Origin of the sequence: Polaromonas sp. (genome assembly GCF_029945925.1) — a bacterium.
Classification (GTDB): domain Bacteria; phylum Pseudomonadota; class Gammaproteobacteria; order Burkholderiales; family Burkholderiaceae_C; genus Polaromonas.
The window spans coordinates 126,911-151,033 of the sequence record NZ_JAQSDN010000042.1 but is presented as its reverse complement, the minus strand read 5'-3'; the positions used below and the strand labels follow the sequence as shown (position 1 = coordinate 151,033).

At 61.8% G+C, this 24,123-nt stretch carries 21 protein-coding genes; 5 read left to right on the top strand and 16 right to left on the bottom strand.

Annotated elements, in window-relative coordinates:
- Positions 1–2: 2 nt before the first annotated feature.
- Positions 3–947 (bottom strand): LysR family transcriptional regulator, encoded by a 945-nt coding sequence (locus tag PSV40_RS14065; protein WP_300538723.1) that lies wholly within the window; start codon positions 945–947, stop codon positions 3–5.
- A gap of 126 nt (positions 948–1,073) precedes the next feature.
- Here PSV40_RS14065 and PSV40_RS14060 point away from each other — a divergent pair, with 126 nt between their 5' ends.
- From PSV40_RS14060 to PSV40_RS14045, 4 genes are all read left to right on the top strand, one after another.
- Positions 1,074–1,775 (top strand): pirin family protein, encoded by a 702-nt coding sequence (locus PSV40_RS14060; protein ID WP_300538721.1) that lies wholly within the window; start codon positions 1,074–1,076, stop codon positions 1,773–1,775.
- Between the two features lie 92 nt (positions 1,776–1,867).
- Positions 1,868–2,278 (top strand): DoxX family protein, encoded by a 411-nt coding sequence (locus PSV40_RS14055; RefSeq protein ID WP_300538718.1) that lies wholly within the window; start codon positions 1,868–1,870, stop codon positions 2,276–2,278.
- A gap of 123 nt (positions 2,279–2,401) precedes the next feature.
- Complete coding sequence (locus PSV40_RS14050) at positions 2,402–2,956, top strand: flavodoxin family protein (protein WP_300538716.1); 555 nt, start codon at positions 2,402–2,404, stop codon at positions 2,954–2,956.
- A 156-nt stretch (positions 2,957–3,112) separates the two neighbouring features.
- Positions 3,113–3,997: a pirin family protein gene (locus tag PSV40_RS14045; RefSeq protein ID WP_300538713.1), complete on the top strand. Its 885-nt coding sequence runs from the start codon at positions 3,113–3,115 to the stop codon at positions 3,995–3,997.
- A 3-nt stretch (positions 3,998–4,000) separates the two neighbouring features.
- Here the strand turns inward: PSV40_RS14045 and egtB are convergent, their stop codons facing one another.
- Entirely contained in the window at positions 4,001–5,335 is a 1,335-nt protein-coding gene (gene egtB, locus PSV40_RS14040; RefSeq protein ID WP_300538710.1) for an ergothioneine biosynthesis protein EgtB, read from the bottom strand.
- A 51-nt stretch (positions 5,336–5,386) separates the two neighbouring features.
- The gene (locus tag PSV40_RS14035; RefSeq protein ID WP_300538820.1) at positions 5,387–6,169 is read right to left on the bottom strand and encodes a sulfurtransferase; all 783 of its coding nucleotides are present in this window, start codon (positions 6,167–6,169) and stop codon (positions 5,387–5,389) included.
- A gap of 147 nt (positions 6,170–6,316) precedes the next feature.
- On the opposite strand from PSV40_RS14035, the gene dnaE reads away from it, so the two are divergent.
- The gene (gene dnaE / locus PSV40_RS14030) at positions 6,317–9,823 is read left to right on the top strand and encodes a DNA polymerase III subunit alpha (protein WP_300538707.1); all 3,507 of its coding nucleotides are present in this window, start codon (positions 6,317–6,319) and stop codon (positions 9,821–9,823) included.
- A 227-nt stretch (positions 9,824–10,050) separates the two neighbouring features.
- Here dnaE and tolA read toward each other — a convergent pair whose 3' ends face one another.
- From tolA to PSV40_RS13965, 13 genes are all read right to left on the bottom strand, one after another.
- Complete coding sequence (gene tolA / locus PSV40_RS14025) at positions 10,051–10,956, bottom strand: cell envelope integrity protein TolA (RefSeq protein ID WP_300538704.1); 906 nt, start codon at positions 10,954–10,956, stop codon at positions 10,051–10,053.
- Between the two features lie 25 nt (positions 10,957–10,981).
- Positions 10,982–11,413: a biopolymer transporter ExbD gene (locus PSV40_RS14020; RefSeq protein WP_300538701.1), complete on the bottom strand. Its 432-nt coding sequence runs from the start codon at positions 11,411–11,413 to the stop codon at positions 10,982–10,984.
- A 139-nt stretch (positions 11,414–11,552) separates the two neighbouring features.
- Positions 11,553–12,245 (bottom strand): protein TolQ, encoded by a 693-nt coding sequence (gene tolQ, locus PSV40_RS14015; protein ID WP_300538698.1) that lies wholly within the window; start codon positions 12,243–12,245, stop codon positions 11,553–11,555.
- Positions 12,242–12,685, bottom strand: a complete 444-nt coding sequence (gene ybgC / locus PSV40_RS14010; RefSeq protein ID WP_300538695.1) for a tol-pal system-associated acyl-CoA thioesterase — start codon at positions 12,683–12,685, stop codon at positions 12,242–12,244. Before ybgC ends, tolQ begins: the two co-directional genes overlap by 4 nt.
- Positions 12,678–13,874, bottom strand: coding sequence for a pyridoxal phosphate-dependent aminotransferase (locus PSV40_RS14005; protein WP_300538817.1), 1,197 nt, complete (start codon positions 13,872–13,874; stop codon positions 12,678–12,680). Before PSV40_RS14005 ends, ybgC begins: the two co-directional genes overlap by 8 nt.
- Before the next feature lie 17 nt (positions 13,875–13,891).
- Positions 13,892–14,410, bottom strand: a complete 519-nt coding sequence (nusB, locus tag PSV40_RS14000; RefSeq protein ID WP_300538692.1) for a transcription antitermination factor NusB — start codon at positions 14,408–14,410, stop codon at positions 13,892–13,894.
- A 34-nt stretch (positions 14,411–14,444) separates the two neighbouring features.
- Positions 14,445–14,909 carry a 6,7-dimethyl-8-ribityllumazine synthase gene (gene ribH, locus PSV40_RS13995; protein WP_293595733.1) on the bottom strand — a complete coding sequence of 155 codons (465 nt, stop codon included), beginning with the start codon at positions 14,907–14,909 and terminating at the stop codon, positions 14,445–14,447.
- A 2-nt stretch (positions 14,910–14,911) separates the two neighbouring features.
- Positions 14,912–16,024 carry a bifunctional 3,4-dihydroxy-2-butanone-4-phosphate synthase/GTP cyclohydrolase II gene (gene ribBA / locus PSV40_RS13990; protein ID WP_300538689.1) on the bottom strand — a complete coding sequence of 371 codons (1,113 nt, stop codon included), beginning with the start codon at positions 16,022–16,024 and terminating at the stop codon, positions 14,912–14,914.
- A 4-nt stretch (positions 16,025–16,028) separates the two neighbouring features.
- Positions 16,029–16,664 (bottom strand): riboflavin synthase, encoded by a 636-nt coding sequence (locus tag PSV40_RS13985; protein ID WP_300538687.1) that lies wholly within the window; start codon positions 16,662–16,664, stop codon positions 16,029–16,031.
- Positions 16,665–16,719: 55 nt separating this feature from the next.
- Entirely contained in the window at positions 16,720–17,805 is a 1,086-nt protein-coding gene (ribD, locus tag PSV40_RS13980; protein WP_300538686.1) for a bifunctional diaminohydroxyphosphoribosylaminopyrimidine deaminase/5-amino-6-(5-phosphoribosylamino)uracil reductase RibD, read from the bottom strand.
- An 84-nt stretch (positions 17,806–17,889) separates the two neighbouring features.
- A complete protein-coding gene (locus tag PSV40_RS13975) occupies positions 17,890–18,498 on the bottom strand; it encodes a hypothetical protein (protein ID WP_300538683.1) in 609 nt (202 codons plus the stop codon).
- 34 nt (positions 18,499–18,532) lie between these two features.
- On the bottom strand, positions 18,533–19,045 hold the full coding sequence (locus PSV40_RS13970) for a type IV pilin protein (RefSeq protein WP_300538680.1): 513 nt from the start codon (positions 19,043–19,045) through the stop codon (positions 18,533–18,535).
- Between the two features lie 7 nt (positions 19,046–19,052).
- Positions 19,053–24,113 carry a PilC/PilY family type IV pilus protein gene (locus tag PSV40_RS13965; RefSeq protein ID WP_300538677.1) on the bottom strand — a complete coding sequence of 1,687 codons (5,061 nt, stop codon included), beginning with the start codon at positions 24,111–24,113 and terminating at the stop codon, positions 19,053–19,055.
- Between the last annotated feature and the right edge of the window lie 10 nt (positions 24,114–24,123).

Below are 24,123 nucleotides of genomic sequence, written 5' to 3'. Positions count from 1 at the left end.
TTTTACACAGCATGGTCGCGCTCCAGAAGGGCCTTTCGCGTCGCGGGGCTGTCCAGCTGTTTGAGCCACCACTGCAGGGCGCGGCCCTCGCTGCCGGTGGTCACGCGGCGCCAGGCATAACTGACGGGGATGTGGCGCTCTGCCCGCTGCACGCGTTTTTCAACCAGCCTGCCGGTGGCGATGTGGGGCCGCGCGAGGTATTCGGGCAGAAAGCCGCCACCCAGGCCGCGCAGCTGCGCATCGAGTTTTTCTTGCATGCCCGGCACGGTGAAGATGTCCTGGCCGCCCAGCAGCCCGACCGAGACGCCGCTTCCCCGCTGCACCGAGTCGGCGACCGCCACCGCGCGGTGTGGCATCAGCATGGCATCGGTGACGGGCTCGGGGGCCTGCGCCAGGGGATGGTGCGGCGCGACGGCGTAAATGAAATGGATGCTGCCCAGCGGCTTGCTTTGCACCGACTTGTGGATGCCGGGCTCGATGGCCACGCCGATGGCCAGATCGGCCTGGCCCGAGGTGAGGGCTTCCAGCGTGCCGGACAGGGCTTCTTCCCGCAGCCGCAGGCGGGTGGGCGGGTTCAGTGCAAAAAAGGCCTCGCACAATTCCATCACGGTGGTGCGCGAGATCACGCTGTCCACCGCCAGCGTCAGCTGGGGTTCCCAGCCGGTGGCCACACGTTTGACGCGGTTGGCCACCGCGTCGAGTTCAGCCAGCAGGCGTGTGCCTTCGCGCAGCAGCTCCTTGCCCGCCTCGGTCAGTTTGGCCTGCCGGGAGGAGCGGTCGAACAGCAGCACGTCCAGCGCATCTTCCACCTGGCGGATGCGATAGGTCAGCGCGCTGGGCACCACGCCGAGCTCGCGTGCGGCCGCCGCCATGCTGCCGGTGCGGTGAACGGTGCCGATCAGGCCTATGGTTTCGGGGGTCAGCGCATCGCGCACGCGGTTGTTCATTGAGGGGTTGATGATTCAAACAATTTGAATGATGCCATCAAATAACTGCAATGGCCAGTGGCGCGCCGGCCCCTACATTGGAGTCATTGCAAACGCATTTCACATGCACCCCGAAAGGAGCTCCCCATGATGACCCCCCGATCATCCAGCGAACGCGGCTACGCCGACCACGGCTGGCTCAAGTCCTTCCATTCCTTCTCGTTTGCCGGTTATTACGACCCGGCCCACATGGGTTTTGGCAACCTGCGCGTCATCAATGAAGACAGGATTGCTGCTGGCAAGGGCTTCGGAACGCATGGCCACCGGGACATGGAAATCATCAGTTATGTCCTCAGCGGCGAACTGGCGCACAAGGACAGCATGGGCAACGTCAAGGGCATTCCGCCCGGTGACGTGCAGCGCATGAGTGCGGGCACCGGTGTGCAGCACAGCGAGTTCAACCATGCCGAAGGCGAGACCACGCATTTCCTGCAGATCTGGATCGAGCCCAATGTCACCGGCATCCCGCCCAGCTACGAGCAGAAAAGTTTTCCCGACAGCGACAAACGCGGCGCGTTGCGGCTGGTGGCATCGCCCGACGGCGCGCAGGACTCGGTGACGATTCACGCGGACGCCCGGGTTTATGCGGGCCTGTTCGACGGCGACGAGACGGCCGACATGGCGCTGAACCCGCAACGCAAGACCTATGTGCACCTGGTGCGCGGGGAACTCCAGGTCAATGGCCAGGCTCTGAAGGCGGGCGACGCGCTCCAGCTGGAAGCCGAGGGCCGGCTGCAGCTGTCCCATGGCAAGGACGCCGAGGTACTGGTTTTCGATCTGACGGCCTGAACGCCGAAGTGCCGAAGCGGCCCGGGACTTGCACGGCCGGGCGCTTTGGTTCAAATTTTTTCTTTCATCACTCTCAATAAAAAGGACTCACCATGCTCAACTCCCTCCAGAACCCGTTTTCCCTGTTCGGCCGCATACTGATCGCCCTGCTGTTTGTGCCAGCCGGCTTCAGCAAGATCGCCGGATTCACCGGAACGGCCGGCTACATCGCTTCCAAGGGTGTTCCTCTGCCAGAACTGGCCGCGGCCGCCGCCATTGGCATCGAACTGGGCCTGGGCCTGCTGCTGCTGATCGGCTTCCAGACCCGCTGGGCAGCGCTGGGTATCGCCTTGTTCACCCTGGTGATCACCTTCATCTTTCACAACTTCTGGGCGGTGCCGGCCGAGATGGTCATGCAGCAACAGCAGGCCTTCTTCAAGAACATCGCCGTGGTCGGTGGCCTTTTGACCATCGTCGCCTGGGGTGCCGGTGCCTGGAGCGTGGACGGCAAACTCAAAGGCTGATCGCGAAACGTCATGATCTGCTTTCCGCAGGCTGGCTCCAGTGCCGGCCTGCCTGTTTCCTCCTCTTCCTTGTCTTCTTCCTCTTCTCTTCCCTTCCTTTTCTGAACCCAAGGACAACACACCATGACCAACGTCGTCGTCGTTTACCACTCCGGTTACGGGCATACCCAGCGCATGGCGCAGGCGGTTGCTGAAGGTGCCGGTGCCGAGCTTCTGGCCATCGACGCCGATGGCAACCTCCCCGAGGGTGGCTGGGAGCAGCTGAAAGCTGCCGACGCCATCATCTTCGGTTCGCCCACTTACATGGGCAACGTGAGCTGGCAGTTCAAGAAGTTTGCCGATGCATCTTCCAAACCGTGGTTCAGCCAGGAGTGGAAGGACAAACTCGCCGCCGGCTTCACCAACAGCGCGGGCATGAACGGCGACAAGCAGGGCACGCTCACCACGCTGTTCACGCTGGCAATGCAGCATGGCATGGTCTGGGTCAGCCAGGGCCTGATGCCGTCGAACAGCAAGGCCGCCCAGCGCGACGACATCAACTACCTCGTGTCCTACAGCGGAGCGATCGCGCAGTCGCCTTCCGACGCGGGCGCCAGCGAGATGGCCGCGGGCGACCTGGCCACGGCCCGGCTGTTCGGCCAGCGGGTGGCCGATGTGGCCGCGAAATTTCACGCCTGACCTCACCCGCCAGCTATTGATGTTTTCGTCCTTCATGACACCCCGCCGTTCGGGCTGAGCCTGTCGAAGCCCTTCGACAAGCTCAGGGCGAACGGTAGCAAGTGGCCTGTCATGATTGATGGAGATCTCAATAAACCACGTTCTGGAGTCACCGCCATGCCTGTTGACCTGACATTGACCGGACACGACAAGGACCTCGGGGGCGGCTTTCGGGTGCGCCGTCTGCTGCCCGCCGCGCAGCGGCAGGCGGTGGGGCCCTTTTTGTTTTTTGACCATTTCGGCCCGGTCACGGTGGCCCCCGGAGACTCGCACGACGTGCGGCCACATCCGCACATCGGCCTGGCGACGGTGACCTACCTGTTTGACGGGGCCATCATGCACCGCGACAGCCTGGGCTCCAGCCAGCGCATCGAGCCCGGCGCCATCAACTGGATGACGGCCGGACGCGGCATCGTGCATTCCGAGCGTGCGCCGCAGGAGCTCGAGGCAAGCACCTACGTCAACCACGGCATCCAGCTGTGGGCGGCCCTGCCGCGCGAGCATGAAGAGGCCCCGCCGGATTTCGTGCGCACCCCGGCGTCGGCCATTCCGTCGCTGGTGCTGGGCGACGCGCAGGTTCGTGTGTTGATCGGCGACGCGTTTGGCCAGCGTTCGCCGGTACGCACTTTTTCTCCGACCCTCTATCTCGATGTGCAGCTCGCTGCCGGCGCGGTGTTCGAACTGCCGCCGCTGGCCGAGGAGCTGGCGCTGTACACCGTGGACCGCTCGGTGCTGGTGGACGGCGAACAGGTGGCTGCGCACACGCTGGCCGTGCTGGCGCCGGGCGCGGCGGCATCGATCACGGCCGGCGAAGCGGTGCGGCTGATGGTGATAGGCGGCGACGCGCTGGATGGCCACCGCTTCATGTGGTGGAACTTCGTGTCCAGCCGCAAGGAGCGGATTGTGCAGGCCTCGCGCGACTGGGAGGCCCAGACCATGGGCCAGGTGCCGGGGGATGCGGAGCTGATTGCGCTGCCCGAGCGCCGTTTTACCGCAGCGTGAGTTTCAGGCGGCGGCGCCGTCGCGTGCCAACCGCAAACCGCTGAATTGCCACTGCGCCTCCGGCGGAAAAAAATTGCGGTAGCTGGTGCGCACATGGCCTTGCGGCGTGGCGCAGGAGCCGCCGCGCAGCACGAACTGGTTGCACATGAACTTGCCGTTGTATTCGCCGACCAGGCCCTCCCAGGGCTTGTAGCCGGGATAGGGGTTGTAGTTGGACTGGGTCCACTCCCAGACATCGCCAAACATCTGGGCCGGGTGGCCTGTGCTGCGCTGCTGCAGCGGGATCGGGTGGTAGGCGCCACCTTCGACAAAGTTGCCCTCGGCGCGCTGGCCGGGCGGGGCTGACACACTGCGCGCCGCCAGCTCCCATTCAAACTCTGTCGGCAGGCGCGCACCGGCCCAGCGTGCATAGGCGTCGGCCTCGAAATAACTGAGGTGACAGACGGGCGTGTGCGGGTCTACCTGCACCAGGCCCTGCAGCGTGAAGTTGCGATACGGGCCGTTTTGCGTGTCAGGCATCTGCCAGTACAGCGGCATCGTCGCCCCAGTGCCTTGCACCCAGTCCCAGCCCATGGCCAGCCACAGCTCGGGCCGCCGGTAACCGCCGTCCGCCATGAAAGCCATCATCTCCCCGTTGGTGACCAGCCGGTGGCCGATGTCAAACGGCGCCACATACACCTTGTGGCGCGGCGTCTCGTTGTCAAAGGCAAAGGCGCCGTCCATGGCGGGGTCGAAGCCGTGCTCCAGCAGGCCGCCTTCAAAACCCATCCAGCGCAGCGGCTGCGGGCTGATGCCCGCCAGCGGCCAGTGCCCGGCATAGGCTGGCCGCGCCGGGTTGAAGGACAGGGCGTGTTTGATGTCGGTCAGCAGCAGTTCCTGGTGCTGCTGCTCGTGGTGCAGGCCCAGTGTCAGCAGTTGCGCGAGCTCGTTTTCGGCAGGACCGGCCGGGGTCCGCCGCAGGAGGGTCTGCACGCGCTCGTCCACCTCGGCCCGGTAGGCCAGCACCTGCTGCAGGGTCGGCCGGCTGATCAGGCCGCGTTGCGGCCGCGGGTACTTGTCGCCAACGCCGTTGTAATAGCTGTTGAACAGCACCCTGAAGCTGGCATCGAAAGGCCGGAAGTCCTTTTCAAAACGCTCGAGGACAAAGGTTTCGAAAAACCAGGTCAGGTGGGCCAGATGCCATTTGGCGGGGCTGGCGTCGGGCATGGACTGCAACTGGCAATCCTCGGCGCTCAGGGGCTGAACGAGCCGTTCGGTCTGGCTGCGGACCTGCTGGAAGCGTTGCGCCAGGCTGGAAGTCCCGGTGGCGGCGTGGCGGGCGGCATTGGGTGTGGGCATGGCGGCTCGATGCAAAAAAGGTGGAAGGGCGGCAGGGCCCGAAAAACCCGTTCAGCTTTCCATGTCTTCCGATGTCGGGCTGTCAGACAATGCCCCGACATTCACGCGGGGTTTCAATGCCGGGTCGAGTGCGCGCCGCTCGTCGAAGACAAAACATTCTCCGTCAAAGTGGGTGTGGCCGCTTTCCTCGAAATATTTGAGGATGCCGCCGTCAAGCTGGAAGACATGTTCGACGCCGGCCTCGCGCATGAAGATGGCGGCCTTCTCGCAACGTATGCCACCGGTGCAGAAGCTCACCACGGTTTTGCCCTTGAGCGCCTCCTGGTGCTGTAACAGGGCGTGCGGGAATTCGGTGAATTTGGTGATGCGCCAGTCGATGGCATGCCGGAAGGTGCCCACATCCACCTCGAAGTCGTTGCGCGTGTCCAGCGTCACCACGGGGCGCCCGTCATCGTCGTGGCCCGCATCCAGCCAGCGTTTGAGCGTCGCCGCATCCACCGCCGGGGCGCGGCCGGCCGCCGGCTGGATGGCCGGGTGGTTCATGCGGATGATTTCAGGCTTGATCCTGACCAGCAGTTTGCGAAAAGGCTGGGCATGGGACCAGCTTTCCTTGACCTCCAGGTCATGGAGACGGGCATCACGCCGCAACCATGCCAAAAAATCATGAATGTCGGCGCGCGGGGCGGCCAGGAACAGGTTGATGCCTTCTTCGGCCAGCAGCACCGTGCCTTTGATGGCGCGGTCCTGCAGGGCTTCCCGCACCCCGGCCTGCAGCTCTGCCAGGCCTTCCAGGGCGACAAACTTGTAGGCCGCAATGTTCAGAACTTTCATGATGCCGGAATTGTAGGGGGATGCCTTTAATTCAAGCCGGGGCCGCGGAACCGGCTTTGCCGGGCCGCAGGCGCAGCGGCCCCTCGGGGGGCAGGGCGCTACGCGAAGCGAGCAACCGTGGGGGCAACATCCACGCCCTAAAATGAAGCCATGTTTGTCCATTTACGTATCCACACCGAGTTTTCAGTCGTCGATGGCACCAACCGCATCGATGAAATCGTGGCCGCCGCAGCGGCCGACCGCCAGCCCGCGCTGGCCATCACCGATCTGGGCAACCTGTTCGGCACGGTCAAGTTCTACAAGGAAACGCGCGGCGCCGGGGTCAAGCCGCTGATCGGTGCGGACGTGTGGGTGCAGGTGCCGGGCAAGGAAGCGGGTGCGGCGCCGGCCCGGCTGCTGTTGCTGGTGCAAAACCGCCAGGGCTACCTGAATCTTTCGGAGTTGCTGACCCGGGCCTGGACCCGGGGCGTGGTGCGCGACCAGGCCATCATCAGCCTGGAATGGCTGCAGGAGCTCGGCGAGGGGCTGATTGCGCTGTCCGGCGCGCAGGGCGGCGCGGTGGGGCAGGCGCTGGTGCAGGGCGACGGCCCGCGCGCGCTGGAATGTGCGCTGCATTTTGCGGGCCTGTTCCCGCACCGCTTTTACCTGGAACTGCAGCGCGCGCAACGCGCCGACGACGAGCAGCATGTGGCGGCGGCGGTGCAACTGGCCGCCCGGCTCAAGCTGCCGGTGGTGGCGACGCATCCGGTGCAATTTCTGGGTTACGAGGATTACGAGGCCCATGAAGCGCGCGTCTGTATTGCCGAGGGCGAGATCCTCGGCAATGCGCGGCGCGTGCGCAAGTTCACGCGCGAGCAGTATTTCAAGTCCTCGGCGCAGATGGCCGAGCTGTTTGCCGACCTGCCTTCGGCGCTGGCCAATACAGTGGAAATCGCCAAACGCTGCAACCTCAAGCTCGACCTCGGCAAGCCCATGCTGCCCGAGTATCCGACGCCCGAAGTCGACGGCGTGCGCATGTCGCCCGACGAGTATTTCCGCTACGCGTCGTTTCAGGGGCTGGAAGAGCGGCTCGCGCATCTGTACCCGAATGAAGCGGTGCGCAACGAGAAGCGGCCGCAATACGTGGAGCGGCTGGAGTTCGAGATCAACACCATCCTGAAGATGGGTTTTCCGGGCTACTTCCTGATCGTGGGCGACTTCATCAACTGGGCCAAGAACAACGGCTGCCCGGTCGGGCCGGGACGGGGTTCCGGTGCCGGCTCCCTTGTTGCGTATTCGCTGAAGATCACCGACCTGGACCCTTTGCAGTACAACCTGCTGTTCGAACGTTTCCTGAACCCGGAGCGGGTGTCCATGCCCGACTTCGACATCGACTTCTGCCAGACCAACCGCGACCGTGTGATCGATTACGTGAAAGACAAATACGGTCACGCGGCGGTCAGCCAGATCGTGACCTTCGGAACCATGGCCGCACGCGCCGCGATTCGCGACGTCGGCCGCGTGCTCGATTTCTCTTATGGCTTTTGCGATGGCATTTCCAAACTGATCCCGAACAAGCCGGGCCAGGCCGTGACCCTGCAACTGGTGCCTGCTGATCGCAAGAAAAACGACAAGATGGTGTACGCCCTGGAGGCCGAACCGGTGCTGGCCGAGCGCGAGGCCAAGGAAGAAGACGTGCGCACCCTGCTCGAGCTCGCGCGCAAGCTCGAAGGCCTGACGCGCAATGTCGGCATGCATGCCGGCGGTGTGCTGATCGCGCCGGGCAAACTCACCGATTTCTGCCCGCTCTACCTGCAGCCCGGCAGCACCTCGGCGGTGAGCCAGTTCGACAAGAACGACGTCGAGGCCATCGGCCTGGTCAAGTTCGACTTTCTGGGCCTGGCCACACTGACCATCCTGGAGCTGGCGCGCGAGTTCATCGTCCAGCGGCACCCGGCGCAAAAGGATTTCAAGTTCGAGAATCTGCCGCTCGACGATCAGCGGGTGTACGCGCTGTTTGCCGAAGGCAAGACCGAGGCGGTGTTCCAGTTTGAAAGTATCGGCATGCAGCGCATGCTCAAGGATGCGCGCCCGAACCGGCTGGAAGACCTGATTGCGATGAATGCGCTGTACCGGCCGGGTCCGATGGACCTGATCCCGACCTACATTGCGCGCAAGCAGGGCAAGGAAACACCCGAGTACCCGGACCCGCGCGTCAAGCCCATCCTGGAAGAGACCTACGGCATCATGGTCTACCAGGAGCAGGTGATGCAGACCGCGCAGATCCTGGGCGGTTATTCGCTGGGCGGCGCCGACATGCTGCGCCGCGCGATGGGCAAGAAGGACGAAAAGGAGATGGCCGCGCAGCGGGAAATTTTCCGCAAGGGTGCCGGCATCAACGGCCTGTCGCAGGAGAAGGCCGACGAGGTTTTCGACTTGATGGAGAAGTTCGCGGGCTACGGCTTCAACAAGTCGCACTCGGCCGCCTACGCCTTGCTGGCCTACCACACCGCCTGGCTCAAGCGGCATTTCACCGCTGAATTCTTCTGCGCCAACATGACGGTGGAGATGGGCGACACCGACAAGCTGAGGATTCTTTTCGGCGACGCGCAGAAGATGGGCATCAGCTTCGAGTCGCCCGATGTCAACCGCGGGCATTACCGCTTCGAGCCGATCACCGACAAGAGCATCCGTTACGGCCTGGGCGCCGTCAAGGGCACCGGCCAGCAGGCGATTGCCGCCATCGTGGCAGCGCGCGAGGCGGGCGGGCCCTTCACCTCGCTGTACGACTTCTGCCTGCGGGTCGACAAGTCAAAAATGAACAAGCGCACGGTCGAAGCGTTGATCAAGGCCGGCGCTTTTGACAACCTGCAACTGAACCGCGCGTCGCTGCTGGCATCGGTGGACCGCGCCTTCGAATTCGCCGCCCAGGCCGAGGCCAACGTCAACCAGGGCGGCCTGTTCGACATGGACTCCCATGCTGCCAGCACGCAGGAGCCGCCGCTGTTGGAGGCGGTGCCTTTTGGTGTCAAGGCGCGGCTGGTGCAGGAAAAAACCGCCATCGGTTTTTATCTTTCAGGGCACTTGTTCGACGAGGTCGAGACCGAGGTGCGGCAGTTCGTCAAACGCAGGATCGACGACCTGATCGATTCGCGCGACCAGACCCTGCTGGCGGCCATCGTCAGCGACCTGCGTGTGATCAACGGCAACCGCGGCAAGCTGATCATCTTCAAGCTCGACGACAAGACCGACACGCTGGAAGCCTCGGTGGACGAGGCCACCTTCAACGCCAACCGCAACCTGCTGAAAGACGATGAACTGGTGATCGTGCAGGGCACGCTGCAACCGGCGTCGGAGCGCTTTGGCCGCCGCTTCAAGGTGACGCAGGTCTGGAGCCTGGAGTCGGCGCGCTGCCGCTTCGGCAAGTACCTGCGCGTGGCGGTCAACGGCACGGCGCCGGACGTGCAGCGTATCGTGCGGGACTTTCCGCCGCGCAAGGAAATGTCGGAGCAGGGCGAGGTCAGCCGCGGCCTGCCGGTGCGCCTGAGCCTCAAGCGCGACAGCGTGGTGGCCGAACTGCAGCTCGGTGAAGCCGCGAAATTTTTCCCGACCGACGCGGCACTGGCCAGCTGGATGGCGCAGGCCGACCAGGGGCTGGCTAGCATAGTTTATGAGTAAATAATGGCTCAAGCCCTTATTTCACGGGCACAGACAGCTATTAAATATATAGCGAACGGGCTGTTGTTTCGAGCTTGAACTAACCTGCTTCCAGGGGCGTCATTGCGGGCTTGACCCGCAATCCATGCTGGATTGACCCGGCCGCTGGTTCATGCCGCGTGGATCCAGGATTCCCGGATCAAGCCCGGGACAGACTCAGTCCGGGATGACAGTCAGGGCGCAGGTACTCAGTCTTTCGGCCGGAATTCCAGAATCATCGGCGTCGGCACCCGGCCGTCCACATCGCGCGGCATGGTTTCGGTGCGGATGATGGCCTTGATCACCGCGTCGTCCCAGGCTTTGTTGCCGCTGGACTTGATCAGGCGCTGGCTGATGATGCTGCCGTCCAGCGCGGTGCGCACCTCGACCTCGGCGGTCGGGTTGCCGGAGATGTCCTCGGTGAAGACAATGTTGGGCTTGACCTTGGCGCGCACCTTGCCGCCGTAGCTGGCGGACGGGCCGCTGGCTTTTTGTGCCGTGCCCTTGGCGTCGGCGCTGCCCGTGGCACCGGCCAGGCCCATGGCCCGCTTGATGTTGTCCTGCCGCTGCTTTTCTGCCGCGGCGTCAGCCAGCTTTTTCTTTTCTGCGTCTTTCGCGTCCTGCTTCTTGTCGTCGGCTTTTTTCGCTTCGAGTTTTTTCGCTTCTTCCGCCTTGCGTTTGGCCAATTCTTCCTTCGCCTTGAGTTCCTTGTCCTTTTTGGCCTGGAGTTCTTTCAGCCTGTCCAGCTCGGCCTTGGCTTTGGCCAGTTCAGCTTCCTTCTTCTTGAGTTCGAGCTTGCGTTTTTTCTCCCGCTCCAGCGCGATGTCCACGTCCGGTGCGGGGGGCGGCGGTGGCGCCTTGACCACGGGCTCCGGTGGGGGAGGAGGAGGGGGTGGCGGTGGCGGGGCTTCCACCAGTTTGGGCGCGGCTTCCTGCGGTACGCTGGACCAGAGTTCGGCTTCGAACGAGATATCGGGGTTGCTGTGCTTCCAGTTCACGCCCCAGGTCAGAGCGGCGATCAACAGCAGGTGAACCAGCACCGCCAGGCCGAAGGATCGCAACGCACCGGGCTCGCGGTGCGGGGCAAACTCGGGGCGTTCGGCTGCGATGGGCATGAAAAAATTCAGCGCAGGGAGGGGGTCAGTTGCCGGTCTGCACCGAGAGGCCGACGCGGGCCACACCGGCCTTTTGCAGCGCGTCCATGACCTTGACCACGGTTTCGTACTTGATGGATTTGTCGGCGCTGATCACCACCGGTGTGACCTGCTCACCGGCCGGCACCGCCGGCTGCAGGCGCTTGACGGCGGCGCCGACCTCGCCGAGCTTGACCGGTGTGGTCACGCCCGCCGACTTGATCTGGATGATTTCGTCCTTGCTGATCTCGATCTGGACTGGCTTGGGCGGCTGGCCCGGCGCCTTGCCGACCTTGGGCAGCGCAATCATGCTGGGCGTGATCAACGGCGCCGTCACCATGAAGATGATGAGCAGCACCAGCATCACGTCGATGAAAGGCACCATGTTGATTTCGCTGATGGTGCGGCGGCCTCGGCCGCGGGATGAAACTGCAGGCATATGTTTCTCCTAAGCCGGCCGCTGCGCCGGGATCTCTTCGTCAGCAGGGGCCGCGGAACCGGCTCTGCCGGGCCGCAGGCGCAGCGCCCCCCCGGGGGGCAGCGCATTACACGAAGTGAAAAGTGTGGGGGCCCACATCTCAGTGGCCGGAGGGCGAATGGGCGCCCAGGTTGCGCTGCAGGATGTTGGAGAACTCTTCGATGAAGGTCTCCAGCTTGTTGGCCACGCGGTCGATATCGTGGGCAAAACGGTTGTAGGCCACCACCGCAGGGATGGCGGCAAACAGGCCGATGGCCGTGGCCACCAGCGCTTCGGCAATGCCGGGCGCCACGCTGGACAGCGTGACCTGCTCCAGCGCGGCCAGGCCGGTGAACGCGTGCATGATGCCCCAGACCGTGCCGAACAGGCCGACGTAGGGCGAGACCGAGCCGACCGTGGCCAGAAAGGACAGGTTGGATTCCACCGCATCCATTTCACGCTGGTAACTGGCACGCATGGCGCGGCGGGCGCCGTCGAGCAGGGTGCCGGGGTCTTCCATGCGGCGCTCGCGCAGCTTCTGGAACTCACGCATGCCGCTGGCAAAAATGCGCTCCATCGGGCCGCTGTGTTTGGCATTCTGGTTGGCGGCGGCAAACAGGTCGTTCAGGCTGGTGCCGGACCAGAACTCGCGGTCGAACTCGTCGTTGAGCGACTGCACGCGCTTGAGCGAGACGATCTTGCGGAAGATGGCGGCCCAGCTCGCGATCGACACGCCGATCAGCAGTGCCACCACGCCCTGGACCACCCAGCTGGCGTTGAGAATGAGGCTGACAATGGATAAATCCTGGTTCATGTTTTGGCTTCCAGACGATCAAGGATGGTGGCGGGAATTCTGGCGGGCTTCAGGCTGGCGGCCTCCACCCAGCCGATGCGTATCGTGCCCTCACACAGGAGGTCTTGCGAATGCTCTGATTTTAATAGCGCCTGCTGCCCGATTATCAAGGACGCCCGGCCCTTTTCGATCAGGCTCGCGGTAACAATCAGTTCGTCGTCCAGGCGCGCAGGGCGCAGGTAACGAACGCTGGTTTGCGTCACCACGAACATGCCGCCGGTGCTCTCACGCAGGTTGTGTTGTTCAATGCCCAGTGATCTGAGCCACTCGGTGCGGGAGCGTTCAAAAAATTTCAGGTAGTTGGCGTAGAACACGATGCCGCCGGCATCCGTGTCTTCCCAATAGACCCGCAGGGGCCACTGGAATGTGGCGGCCGCCCCGGCACCGGCGGCCTCAGCCAAGGACGGCCTCCAGCCGGGCGACGGCCTCTTTCAGCTGGGCCATGGAATTGGCCGTGGAAAAGCGGACGTACTGCTCCGGTGCCATCGTCCCGAAATCACGCCCGGGGGTCACCGCCAGGTGGGCACGTTTCATCAGCTCAAACGCAAAGTCCCAGCTGCCGCTGACGCCCAACCGGGCCGCGGCGTCTGTGCAGTCGGCATAGGCGTAGAAAGCACCGTCGGGCATCACAGGCACGCGAAGGCCCAGGCGGTTGAGTTCGGGGATGAAGTAGTCGCGTCTGGCCTTGAACTCGGCGCGGCGCCGTTCGTATTCGGCCAGACTGTCGGGTTCAAAACAGGCCAGGGCGGCGTGCTGGGCTACGGTGCTGGGGCAGATGAACAGGTTCTGCGCGATGCGCTCGATCACCGGCGCCAGCGCCTCGGGCACGACCAGCCAGCCCAGGCGCCAGCCCGTCATGTTGAAGTACTTGCTGAAGCTGTTGATGCTGATGATGCTGTCGCCGAGGCCGCCCGCCATCGCCAGCGCTGTCTGACCGAAATGCGCCTCGTAACTCAGCCCCAGGTAGATCTCGTCAATCAGGGTGATGCCGCCGCGGCTGTGCACAAACTCGTGGATGCGCCGCAGCTCTTCCGGCGCAATCGATGTGCCGGTCGGGTTGGACGGCGAGGCCAGCAGCACACCGCGGGTTTTGTCGGTCCAGGCGGCCTGCACTTTCGCGCTGCTGAGCTGGAAGCGCTCTTCAGCCGTTGTCGGCAGCAGCACCGCATTGCCGTCGGCGGCGCTGACAAAGTGCCGGTTGCAGGGGTAACTCGGGTCGGGCATCAGGATCTCGTCGCCCGCTTCAATCAGGGCCAGGCAGGCCAGCTGCAGCGCCGCCGAGGCGCCGGCGGTGATGATGATGCGGCCGGGCGCCACGTCGGCCTGGAAGCGCGTGGCATACCAGTCACTGATGCGTTCGCGCAGCGGCTGCAGGCCGGTCGCCTGGGTGTACTGGGTGTTGCCATCTTGAATGACGCGAGCCGCGGCCTGTTGGACCAGCGGCGGCGCGGTGAAGTCCGGCTCGCCGATGTTCAGGAAAATCATGGGCTCTGCCGTGTGGGCAAGCTGCTGGGCCATGGTTGCCGCGGCCTTGGCAACTTCCATCACATAAAAGGGTTCGATGCGCTGGGCGCGCCGGGCAATCCTGATGTCGCTCACCGTGCGCCTCAGGCTTTTTTGTCGGCGGCGACTTCAGCGGCGCGAAAGGCCGGTGCCAGTTTGTGCAGCACACCGTTGACGTATTTGTGGCCGTCGGTGCCGCCGAAGGCCTTGGCCAGCTCGATGCATTCGTTGATGATCACGCGGTAAGGCACGTCCAGGCAATGCTTGAACTCGTAGGTGCCAATCCACAGCACCGCATGTTCCACCGGCGATATTTCCGCCATCTTGCGGTCCAGCAAAGGCGTCACACTGTCGTCCAGCGACGCGGCTTCGGCAATGCAGCCGTGCAGCAGCGCGTCGTAATGCGCCGCATCGGCCTTGTGAAAACCCACCAGGTCGCGGGTGAACGCGTCAATGGACGACGCTTCGTTGCGCCCCACCAGATGCTGGTACAGCGCCTGCAGCGCAAACTCGCGTGCCCGGGTGCGCGCTGACTTGTCGGCGGCTTTTTTGACGCCCGTGTCGGTCAGGCCATTGCGGGTCTGTGGCGGACGCTTGGGTTTGAGAGGGGTCGTTTCAGTCATGGCGCGCTTGTTGGGGGAGGGGAGGACCAGGGTATCAGTCAAGTTCGTTCAGCAGGTTGGCCATTTCCACCGCCACGCGCGCCGCATCGCGGCCCTTGTCGGTCTGGCGGGCTTCGGCCTGGGCCGTGTTTTCGACGGTCAGGATGGCGTTGGCAATCGGCAACTGGTAGTCCAGGGCCAGCCGGCTGACCGAGGCGCCGCTTTCGTTGGCGACCAGTTCGAAGTGGTAGGTTTCACCGCGAATGATGCAGCCCAGCGCCACCAACGCGTCGTACTGGTCGCGCTCGGCCATGGCCTGCAGGGCCGAGGGAATCTCGAGCGCGCCCGGCACCTTCACATGGTGGATGTTTTTTTCCTCGACACCGAGCGCCAGCAGTTCCTGCCAGCAGGCCTTGGCCAGCGCATTGGTGATGCTTTCATTGAAACGCGCCTGGACGATGCCAATCGAGAGTTTTTTGCCGTCCAGCTTGTCGGCCGTACCTTTTTCTGCACCAAACACGGTTAATCCTTTTTGTTGGCAATGTAGCCGGTGATCTCAAGGCCGTAGCCCGTCATGCTGGGCATGCGGCGCGGGTTGCCCATCAGGTTCATTTTGTGCACGCCGCACTCGCGCAGGATTTGCGCGCCCACGCCGTAGGTGCGCAGGTCCATGCGGCCGCGCTCGGGGGCCTGGCTGGCGCGTGCCGTGCCTTCGAATTGTTCAAGCAGCTGCGCCGCGCTTTCGCCGCAATTGAGCAGAACCGCCACGCCTTTGCCCTCTTTGGCAATATGCGCCAAGCTCTGGTCCAGGCTCCAGGAGTGCATGGAGCGGCCGGTTTCCAGCGCGTCAAGCACTGACAGTGGTTCGTGCACCCGCGCAGCCACCGTGTCTTCCGGGGACCACTGTCCCTTGACCAAGGCCAGATGCAGTCCTTGGCTGGTCTTGTCCTTGAAGGCATGCGCGGTGAATTCACCAAACGCGGTCTGCAGTGTCCGTGTGCCGATTTTTTCAATCAGCGAATCGTGGCGGCTGCGGTGTTCGATCAGGTCGGCAATCGTGCCGATTTTCAGCCCGTGTTCTGCGGCAAAGACCTGCAGGTCGGGCAGCCGGGCCATGGTGCCATCGTCTTTCATGATCTCGCAGATGACGGCGGCTGGCGAGCAGCCTGCCATGCCGGCCAGATCACAGCCGGCTTCGGTGTGGCCGGCGCGCATCAGCACGCCGCCATCGACCGCTTGCAAGGGGAAGATGTGGCCCGGTTGCACGAGGTCGCTGACCTGGGCGTTTTTGGCGACAGCGGCCTGCACCGTGCGGGCCCGGTCTGCCGCGGAGATGCCGGTGGTCACGCCCTCGGCGGCCTCGATCGACACCGTGAAGGCGGTACTGTATTTCCCGCCATTGCGGGTGGCCATGGGCGGCAATTGCAGCATCTCGCAGCGCTCGCGCGTCAATGTCAGGCAGATCAGGCCCCGGCCGTAACGGGCCATGAAGTTGATGGCTTCCGGGGTCACGTGATCGGCGGCCAGCACCAGGTCGCCTTCGTTTTCGCGGTCTTCTTCGTCGACCAGGATGACCATGCGGCCGGCCCGCATGTCGGCCACGATGTCTTCAACAGGGGAGATGGCGATCGTCATGGGTTCAGGTGTTCTTTCCGCTTTGGAGCATGCGTTCGACATAACGCGCAATCAGGTCAATTTCCAGGTTCACCTGCGATTGTGGTCGCAGATGGCCCAGGGCCGTGTTTTGAACCGTGTGGGAAATCAGGTTGATGCTGATCTCGCAGCCGGCCTGGTTGCCTTCCAGATCGGTGACGCAGTTGACGGTCAGGCTGACGCCATTGACCGTGATGGAACCTTTGTAGGCCAGGTACTTCGCCAGTTCGCGCGGGGCGAAGATGCGCAACTCCCAGCTTTCACCCACCTGGGCGAAATGTGTGACGGTGCCAATGCCATCGACATGGCCGGCAACGATGTGGCCGCCCAGCCGGTCGTTGGCGCGCAGCGCTTTTTCAAGGTTGATCGGGCCGGGCTCGGTCAGACCGCTGGTTTTTGCCAGCGATTCAGCCGATATTTCAATCAGGAACTGGTTGTTGGAGAGGTCAAGCGTTGTCACGGTCATGCAGGCGCCGTTCAATGCGATGCTGTCGCCCAGGCCCACGTCGTCGAGGTAGCCCGATGGCGCTTCGATGGTGAGTCGCTTGCCATGGTCCAAAGAGCTGCCCAGGCTATGGATGGCGACGATGCGCCCCACGCCGGTGATGATTCCGGTAAACATGGCGCTATTTTCGCAGAGATTGCGGGCGGCCATGGGCCGGGCCGATAAAGCAGGGCTAAAAGAGGTCGTGTCCCCTGACTCTGGCCACGATACGCAGATCGGAGCCCAGCCGGTCGGTCGAGCGAAACTCGAGGTCCACCGCCTGTGAAAGCTCGGTGATCGGCCCGAAATTGGCCATGCCGCTGCCCTGGCCTATCAGTTTGGGGGCCAGGTAGACCAGAAACTCATCGACCAGGCCTTCACGGATCAGCGATCCGTTGAGCTTGTGCCCGGCCTCGACGTGGACTTCGTTGACCTCGCGCACGGCCAGGTCGCGCAACATGGCTGCCAGGTCCACCTTGCCGCCGCTGTCCGGCAGATAAACCACGGTTGCACCGCGCGCTTCAAGGGCTGCTTTTTTGGCATCATTTTGCTCGGCAGCGTAGATGTAGAGCGCGCGACCAGCTATGAAAAGATGAGCGTCCAGCGGCGTCTCCAGCCAGCTGTCCACCACCACCAGATGCGGCTGGCGCGGCGTGTCGACCAGCCGCACATCGAGGCGCGGGTTGTCTTCAAGCACGGTGCCGATGCCGGTGAGCACGGCGCAGGAGCGCGCGCGCCACGCATGGCCATCGGTCCGAGCAGCGTCGGACGTGATCCACTGGCTTTTGCCATTGTCCAGCGCCGTCTTGCCGTCGAGCGAGGCCGCCACCTTCATCCGCACCCAGGGCGTCTTGCGAATCATGCGGCTGAAAAAACCGATGTTCAGCTCGCGCGACTCCTGCGCGCCGGGCCCGACCTCGACCTCAATGCCCGCGGCCCGCAGGCGCGCAAAGCCCTGTCCGGCCACCAGGGGATTGGGGTCTGCAACCGATGCCACGACCTTTTTGATGCCGGCGGCGATCAGGGCGTCACAGCAGGGCCCGGTGCGCCCGTGGTGGGAGCAGGGCTCGAGGGTGACCCAGGCGGTGGCGCCGCGCAGCGAGTGGCCGTGCGCTTCTGCGTCCCGCATGGCCACGATTTCGGCGTGGGGGCCGCCAGCGCGTTGGGTGTGGCCTTTGCCCAGGACTATGCCATCGCTATCCGCAAGTACGCAACCGACTCGGGGGTTGGGGGAGGTCAGGAGCAGGGAGTCCCTGGCCAGCTCCAGGGCGCTTGTCATGTTGCTTGAGGTCAAGGTAAGTCAGCCAATTTTGTGCAGTCCGGATCTGGAAAAACGTACCTGCAATGACGCAAGCGAAAAAAGTCAGAACTCAAGAGCCATTTCGAGTGTTCGTTGGCTGGCTACCTGTCGGCCATTTTTAGTGGCAGGAGTCATTGGGGTTTGCATCAAGCTCCATTCGATGTCCTGCTTCTGCTCCCGCGGGATTTGCGGGTGTGAGGAAAGTAACGCCACATTCAGGATATCTCCATTCTCCGCGATCCAGACTTGGACGATCAGGTGTCGAAGTTGGATAAAGACAGGAGTTTGCGAAGGAAATTGCCAATTCAGGACAGGGAGCGCTGGTTGATCGACCTCTTCAATGGCGTAAAACCTCGTGTCTGCGTCGGGGCGCCAAGTGTCTAGAAGCATCGTATCCGCAGCGTCCCGCACACGATCCGCTTCGATCTTGGCTGGTTGCGGCATTTCACGTGTGGCCATAGTTGACGCCATTGGGGGGCTGCCCACGGACACCGGTGTTTGTTCGATGACGCGAACAACGATGCGCTGTACGCCACCGCCGGACTGGATTTGGCCTTGAGGCGCGCCAAAACGCGAGAGTAGCGGTTGTGCGACAAAAACTCCGTAGTGCAGAGCCATGGAGGCAGCAATTGCGACTATCCACCGCATGTCCGGCAGTTCACGGAGTTTCAATTCAGGCCTTTTTTTTCACGCACCCGAACGACAACTATTTCCAGCAAGCCGTAGCTGCTGCCGATGCCGAGCTGAAGGATGATGTGGAGAATCCGGGGTTGCTTTTTACCCCAGTGTTGGTAATTTGAAAATTGCCACATTTGTCAGACGCCACGGGCCCCCCCGCAACGCGCGTTGCCGTGAGGGTGTAGCTTCTTTGAGCTGACGCTGATACTGCAATGGTGTAGGCGCCTCCTGCGTCCCTAGGCGACTGCGCCAGGTTTGCGGGGTAGATGTCTGCCACAGCCGTTCCGGCGGTGTTCTGGTCGTACCTGAAATTTTCGGAGTAGTGGCGCTCCATCCATTGAGAGGCTTCCAGCAGGAGGGTTCGGACTTCTGCCCGCCTGCTCTTGGCGACGGATTCCCGGTAGCTTGGGGCGGCAACCGCAGCCAGAATTCCGATGACCGCGACGACGATCATGAGTTCGATAAGCGTAAAGCCGCCGCTGACGCGTTTGGTGGGGTGCCACCTGCCGCCGGTTGTTGACTCTTGTTGAACGAGTTTCATGCTTGCCTTACCTTGTCTTGAAGGAGGGAATCTCACGCCAGTAAATCCGCGCCGAAGCATTGGGCGATTGCGCTGTTTCATCGGTTGTTTCACCGATGATGCGGGTGCAATTCTGTTGACCTGCTGCACATGCGGTGTTGGTCGCATCTCGCGAGAAGGTAACACGCTGGTCGGTAATTCTTATCGACGCGGTGCGATAGGTGACGCCACCGATGGTAATCGTTCCAAAGACGTTTGAGTCCAGGAGGCCGGTGATGGGATCCACAAATGTGGCATAGGCGACTGGGCCGCTGAAACATACATCGGCGCTTGTCGCGGCGGGCGCAATGGAGACAGTGGCGAGCAGGCCCTGAGTGATCGTCGGATTACTGACGACCATTTCAGAGGTGTCTGGAAGCGTGACATACCACCCCTTCTTGCTGGTCCAGTCCATGGCGCTTCCGGTGACATAACCCTCTCCGACAATTCCGTTCGTCGGATCCGAATCTTCGACGGTGATCCGATTGAATGTTCGTGCTGTCAGCTGGGTACGAAGGCGGGGCAGGCCGGTTGTTGCATTGTCAAGCAAAGTTGGATCTGCAACATAGGCGGCGCTTGAATATAGCGGAGCGTCCCAGATGCCGAAGATGGCGTGATTCCGACCCGAGCCGTCCGGAAAGTCCGATGACGCGACCGATTTCCCCGTCGCGAAATTGATCACAACGCCGCCCAGCGGATGAAAGCGGTACTCGGGCGCAGACGTGATAGGTAGACGAAGTGCAGAAGCGTCAGATTGCTTTGCGACAAACAATGGGCGTTTGTTCGTTCCATCTGCATTCGCGTACGCGACCTTCCAGTTGGCCTGGTTGGCGCTTGACACGTCGAACTTCCACAAATTGCCTTTCAAGTCCCCCGCGTAAATATAGTCGGCAACGCCATCATTGTTCGTGTCAATCCAGGTTGCCTGCGACAGCCCATTGTTGGGTCCAACATCGGCAACAAGTTTGACGTAATTGGTTGAAGGTGACCAGACACCACTGTAAGGGCCATTGGCAAACAGGATGTAGAGGGCCGCCGAGCCATTGGTGCTGTTGATTCCGTTCGGCACGAGCACGGCGAACTTGCCGTTGTTCATTTTTGCGACCGCTCCGGATTGCTCGCTGACGCGGCTGATTGTTCCCATCTGGGCCAGGTTGTAGCCCAGGTCGCCGCTGCTGTCATCTGCTTCGGAGAACTGCCATTTAAAGATGCTGGCAGCGTTGGTTTCCGTCAAGGCATCCGGGTCAGTCACGTCCAACGCAAAGATGCCCTTGCCGCCGCGTCCCAGGGAGGCAAATAAATAGGTTTTCCATGCGGCCGTAGGCGCGGCGGCATCGTAAGCGGGATCCCCTGTATTGGTAATGGTCGAACCCAGCAGCACATCAGCCGAGTAGGGGGTTCCATCCTGAAAGGCCTGCACTTTTTCGCCGGCCGGATCCACCCAGTCCTGCAAGCGCGAATGCAGAAGCTGCGGGACGTAGGAAACAATGGGTGTACCACCTGTTGATGCAGATGTGGCTGCATTGAAGCCGTGAAGCATGCCATCTCCCGCGCCTACCCAGACAATACTCTTGCGGCCCCTGTACGTGGTGACAAAATTCCCATACCCGGGAAATCGGGTGCCGAAAAAGTCTGCGCTTGGCGGTGACGTGACGGTGGGGTTTGAACTCACCACCGGACCCATGATGGAGTTGGCGTTGCGTTTACGGAAACGCAGTCCGTTGGGGGTTTCGTCGGCCCTGCTGCCGCGCAGCCAATTCAGTTTGGCCTCTGCGGTGGCGTTGGTGCCCCCAAAAGCCACCGTTTTGGCGGCGTTGGACAGCGCAGCCCATGAGAAAGCAAAACCACTCGAGTTGCCGACATTGGTGATGATCTGGCGCGACGCAGCTGGCAGGGCCGTCAACTTGGTGTGTGCCGCCCAGTAATAGTATTCGCGGTCAAGCGTGCCGTCTGTTTTCAGGCGGATATCAAATTTACCGTCAGGCTTGACGATAAAGGTCAGCAATTCGCCATGCCCGTCGTCTCCGTCAAAGCTGGCCAGGTACTTCAGGCTGCCAGACTGGATCTGGGCTGACGCCACGGCCGGGGCAGTGTTCGAGGCACCCACGATGGCACTGAACGCCGCTCTAAGGGCTTTTTCAAGCTCACTTGGCCGAATCGCCAGGAAATAGTTGTCCGGGAAACCGTCAGCGCCAGATGTACCGTCGAGCTTTTTGGTGTCCCAGTTGGCTTTATCGGCCGTAGGCTTCTCAAAATAGACCTTGGGATCAGACGGTGGGCTGGTCACGTTCTCGTTCTTGCTGAAGCCACCCCATTTGGCCGCGTACCAGAGCGGGTCCTGCAATTGCCCGGCGGACGCGGCACCAAAGGTATATTCCGCGCGGCTTTCGTCCTGATTGGACTGGCAATTTGAACAACCGCCTGAGGTGTTGATATTGGGGTGTACGGTACCGTCTGTGCGCTTCACAGACAGGGTAGTTCCATCCGTGAAGTTATAACCGTAAATACCTGAGTGAAAGTGCGCTCCGTCTCTGGTGCTCCCTGAGATGGTGTAACCAAATCCTTGCGGATTCGCCGAAGCCGCATTGAAGACACGCGTGTAAACGTAAAGCTTGCCGTCGACAACTTCATAACGCAGGATGCCGGAGACATCGCTGTCGTAGTCACCCCCTTGTTCCGAGTCTTCCCAGACGATCAGGAATTTCCCGGAAGTTGCTGTTGGGGTGCCGACCACACGGAAATCGACCAGGGTACCGCTGCCAATCCCGCCTCCCACCAGCAATTGGTAAGAGGGCTGGAGAACAATTTTCTGACCAGCCACCGTCGGATGCGGAATTTCTATACGCGGTTTACCAGGCGCCAGTGCCACTGAAAAGCTCTTAACTTTGAAGGCATCGGCGTTGGCTTTGAGCTGCGCCGCTGTGGGGGTACGCACAGCATTGGTGCGGGACCAATAAGCAGCGCCAGCCAGCGCGTAAGACCCGGCATAGGAGGGGGCATCCGGACACAGTCCAGTGGCTGTGGCCAGGCTGGAGATGGTTTTGGCAGTACAAGTTCCGTCGTTTGTCGTTCCGTTGCTGCCAATAAACCAGCTTTTGTCGTGGATGCCCTCATCGTTGCCAATGACGTTGATCATGTTCACCAGGCTGGGGCTGGTCGGTAAGGTCGAAAACGGGCTCCATTGCGTACCCGTGTTGCTGTCGTAAGACGTGACGCTGGAGTTGAAGTTGATGGCATTGATGGCGCGACACTGCCCTTGGCCAAATGCTGCGTCGGCTGCGGTTTTGGCTGCAGCATTGGCGCGGTTTACGGGGTCGATCCATTCCGGTTTGGGAAGTCCCATGGCCGCGTCCTTGGAGCCCGACTGGGTGTAGTCGTAGATGGAGCTCGGTGCGAGCCCACTCAGATAGCGCAGGGATTCCGTGAACATCTCGCCCATTGGATTCCCCCAGCTCGTACATTGGTTGTCGGTTAGCGAGGTGAGCTGGTAAGTGCAGTTGCCATCGCCAATGTAGGTGCCGTCACTGTAACGGTAGCCGTATACCCTGAGCTTGTTGAGTGTGTAGACAATGCCCTGTACCGATGTGAAGGTGCCATTAGTGGTGTAGTTGACTTCACTGCGAAAGGAATCGATATTGCTGCGAAGTACGCCGCCGCTGATGTTCTTGGCAAAAGAGCCGGTCATCAGCCCGAACTCGGCCAGGTTGCCTTCGCCATACTCATGCAGCAGCCCCTGCGGTTTGAAGTTTGCATCGGGATACAGCTTGCAGTTTTCGGTGCCAAGAAGTGTTGAGACGCAGGCTTTCACGCGGACGACGAAGTCCGGTCCGGCCGTGCCTATTTTGACACCTTGTTTTGTGGCGTCTGGGTTGCTTGAGCCTGCCCCGAGGCCTGTGATGCCCACATTGTTGCCATTGGAGGCACTCTTTTCGCCGCTCCAGTAACATTGCCACCGCTCGTTGGCATTCCACAACTGGTAGTCGCCCCGAGCCACACGCATCAAAGGTGGGTTGGTATTTGTATGCGACCAGCCATTGACCTTTGTGTTATCGCCGACTCCGAGAGTGGTGTTACAGATGGTGGCCGAGGTTTGCGTTAAATTCTGAATGGTCCATTTTTTGAAGTTGCTGCTTGCGCTACCCGGTGTTACATAACCGCTTGGTGTGACCACCATGTTGAACCAGCCATCGGTACTGTTGACCTCCAGCGCAACACCCTCCATATAACGTGCCGCATTGCCCTGGTCAACGGCCCTGACCTGATCACCCACCTCTATGGTGAACGCGCCACTTAGGGTGACTGAGTGGGTGACGCAGTGGTAGTCGGGTGGAGGCGTGGTGGGTGGATCCTGCGTGGCGTAATAAGCGACGACCTTGCTTTCGCAGGTTGTTGCAGTTGCTGCAGATGGCGCGTTGCCGTCATTGTTTCGATACGCCTTGTTGCTGGCTGCAATAAACCGGACCTGCCGCCTGGCGTTGTCGTTATCGTTGTTGCTGATGGTGGCCGATGCTGCCAGCTGGGATGCGGTGAAGGGCGTGAGTTGGGCAAGGTCATCACCCTTGTAATACTTGGCGAATGAATGGGCGTCGGTCGGCAGGTTGGCCCGCTCCAGCACGGTGTCCGTGGCAGTGTCGGTATATCGGTAGCCGCCATACAGGACCTTGCGAACCACGTCCACGCGTGTCATGGTCGCCCAATTGAGAAAATTTCCGCTCCAATTTCCCGAACAGTATTTATCGGTATTGGTACTTGCTGGTTCAAACTGGGTACCGCTGTAGCTGTAGCACTTGTAGGAGTCGAAATAGCCGTAGTAGTTAAAGCTGTGCTTGTAGGTGGTTTCCGGCAGTCCGTCTCCGTCGAGATCGGAAAATTCGTCATAAGCCCTGTAGAAAAGCTGGTGGTCTTTCGACATGTTCAGCATGATCATCGGCCGCGGTGTGGAGGTCACGATGTTGGGCGGAATCGCCGGCGACAAGGGCGCTGCGACAGCAGTGACTTGCGAAAAAGCAGCCGCCAGAAATAGCCCGGCAATGGTCAGAATTTTTTTCATGGCGTGTTCC

What these genes read in the sequence shown, in the direction of transcription:
- ribBA (WP_300538689.1), bottom strand. Translation starts at nt 16,024, where the DNA reads ATGACGATCGCCATCTCCCCTGTTGAAGACATCGTGGCCGACATGCGG.
- ribD (WP_300538686.1), bottom strand. Translation starts at nt 17,805, where the DNA reads ATGACAAGCGCCCTGGAGCTGGCCAGGGACTCCCTGCTCCTGACCTCC.
- dnaE (WP_300538707.1), top strand. Translation starts at nt 6,317, where the DNA reads ATGTTTGTCCATTTACGTATCCACACCGAGTTTTCAGTCGTCGATGGC.
- nusB (WP_300538692.1), bottom strand. Translation starts at nt 14,410, where the DNA reads ATGACTGAAACGACCCCTCTCAAACCCAAGCGTCCGCCACAGACCCGC.
- PSV40_RS14020 (WP_300538701.1), bottom strand. Translation starts at nt 11,413, where the DNA reads ATGCCTGCAGTTTCATCCCGCGGCCGAGGCCGCCGCACCATCAGCGAA.
- PSV40_RS13985 (WP_300538687.1), bottom strand. Translation starts at nt 16,664, where the DNA reads ATGTTTACCGGAATCATCACCGGCGTGGGGCGCATCGTCGCCATCCAT.
- PSV40_RS13965 (WP_300538677.1), bottom strand. Translation starts at nt 24,113, where the DNA reads ATGAAAAAAATTCTGACCATTGCCGGGCTATTTCTGGCGGCTGCTTTT.
- PSV40_RS14060 (WP_300538721.1), top strand. Translation starts at nt 1,074, where the DNA reads ATGATGACCCCCCGATCATCCAGCGAACGCGGCTACGCCGACCACGGC.
- PSV40_RS13970 (WP_300538680.1), bottom strand. Translation starts at nt 19,045, where the DNA reads ATGAAACTCGTTCAACAAGAGTCAACAACCGGCGGCAGGTGGCACCCC.
- PSV40_RS14050 (WP_300538716.1), top strand. Translation starts at nt 2,402, where the DNA reads ATGACCAACGTCGTCGTCGTTTACCACTCCGGTTACGGGCATACCCAG.
- egtB (WP_300538710.1), bottom strand. Translation starts at nt 5,335, where the DNA reads ATGCCCACACCCAATGCCGCCCGCCACGCCGCCACCGGGACTTCCAGC.
- tolA (WP_300538704.1), bottom strand. Translation starts at nt 10,956, where the DNA reads ATGCCCATCGCAGCCGAACGCCCCGAGTTTGCCCCGCACCGCGAGCCC.
- PSV40_RS14055 (WP_300538718.1), top strand. Translation starts at nt 1,868, where the DNA reads ATGCTCAACTCCCTCCAGAACCCGTTTTCCCTGTTCGGCCGCATACTG.
- tolQ (WP_300538698.1), bottom strand. Translation starts at nt 12,245, where the DNA reads ATGAACCAGGATTTATCCATTGTCAGCCTCATTCTCAACGCCAGCTGG.
- PSV40_RS14065 (WP_300538723.1), bottom strand. Translation starts at nt 947, where the DNA reads ATGAACAACCGCGTGCGCGATGCGCTGACCCCCGAAACCATAGGCCTG.
- PSV40_RS14045 (WP_300538713.1), top strand. Translation starts at nt 3,113, where the DNA reads ATGCCTGTTGACCTGACATTGACCGGACACGACAAGGACCTCGGGGGC.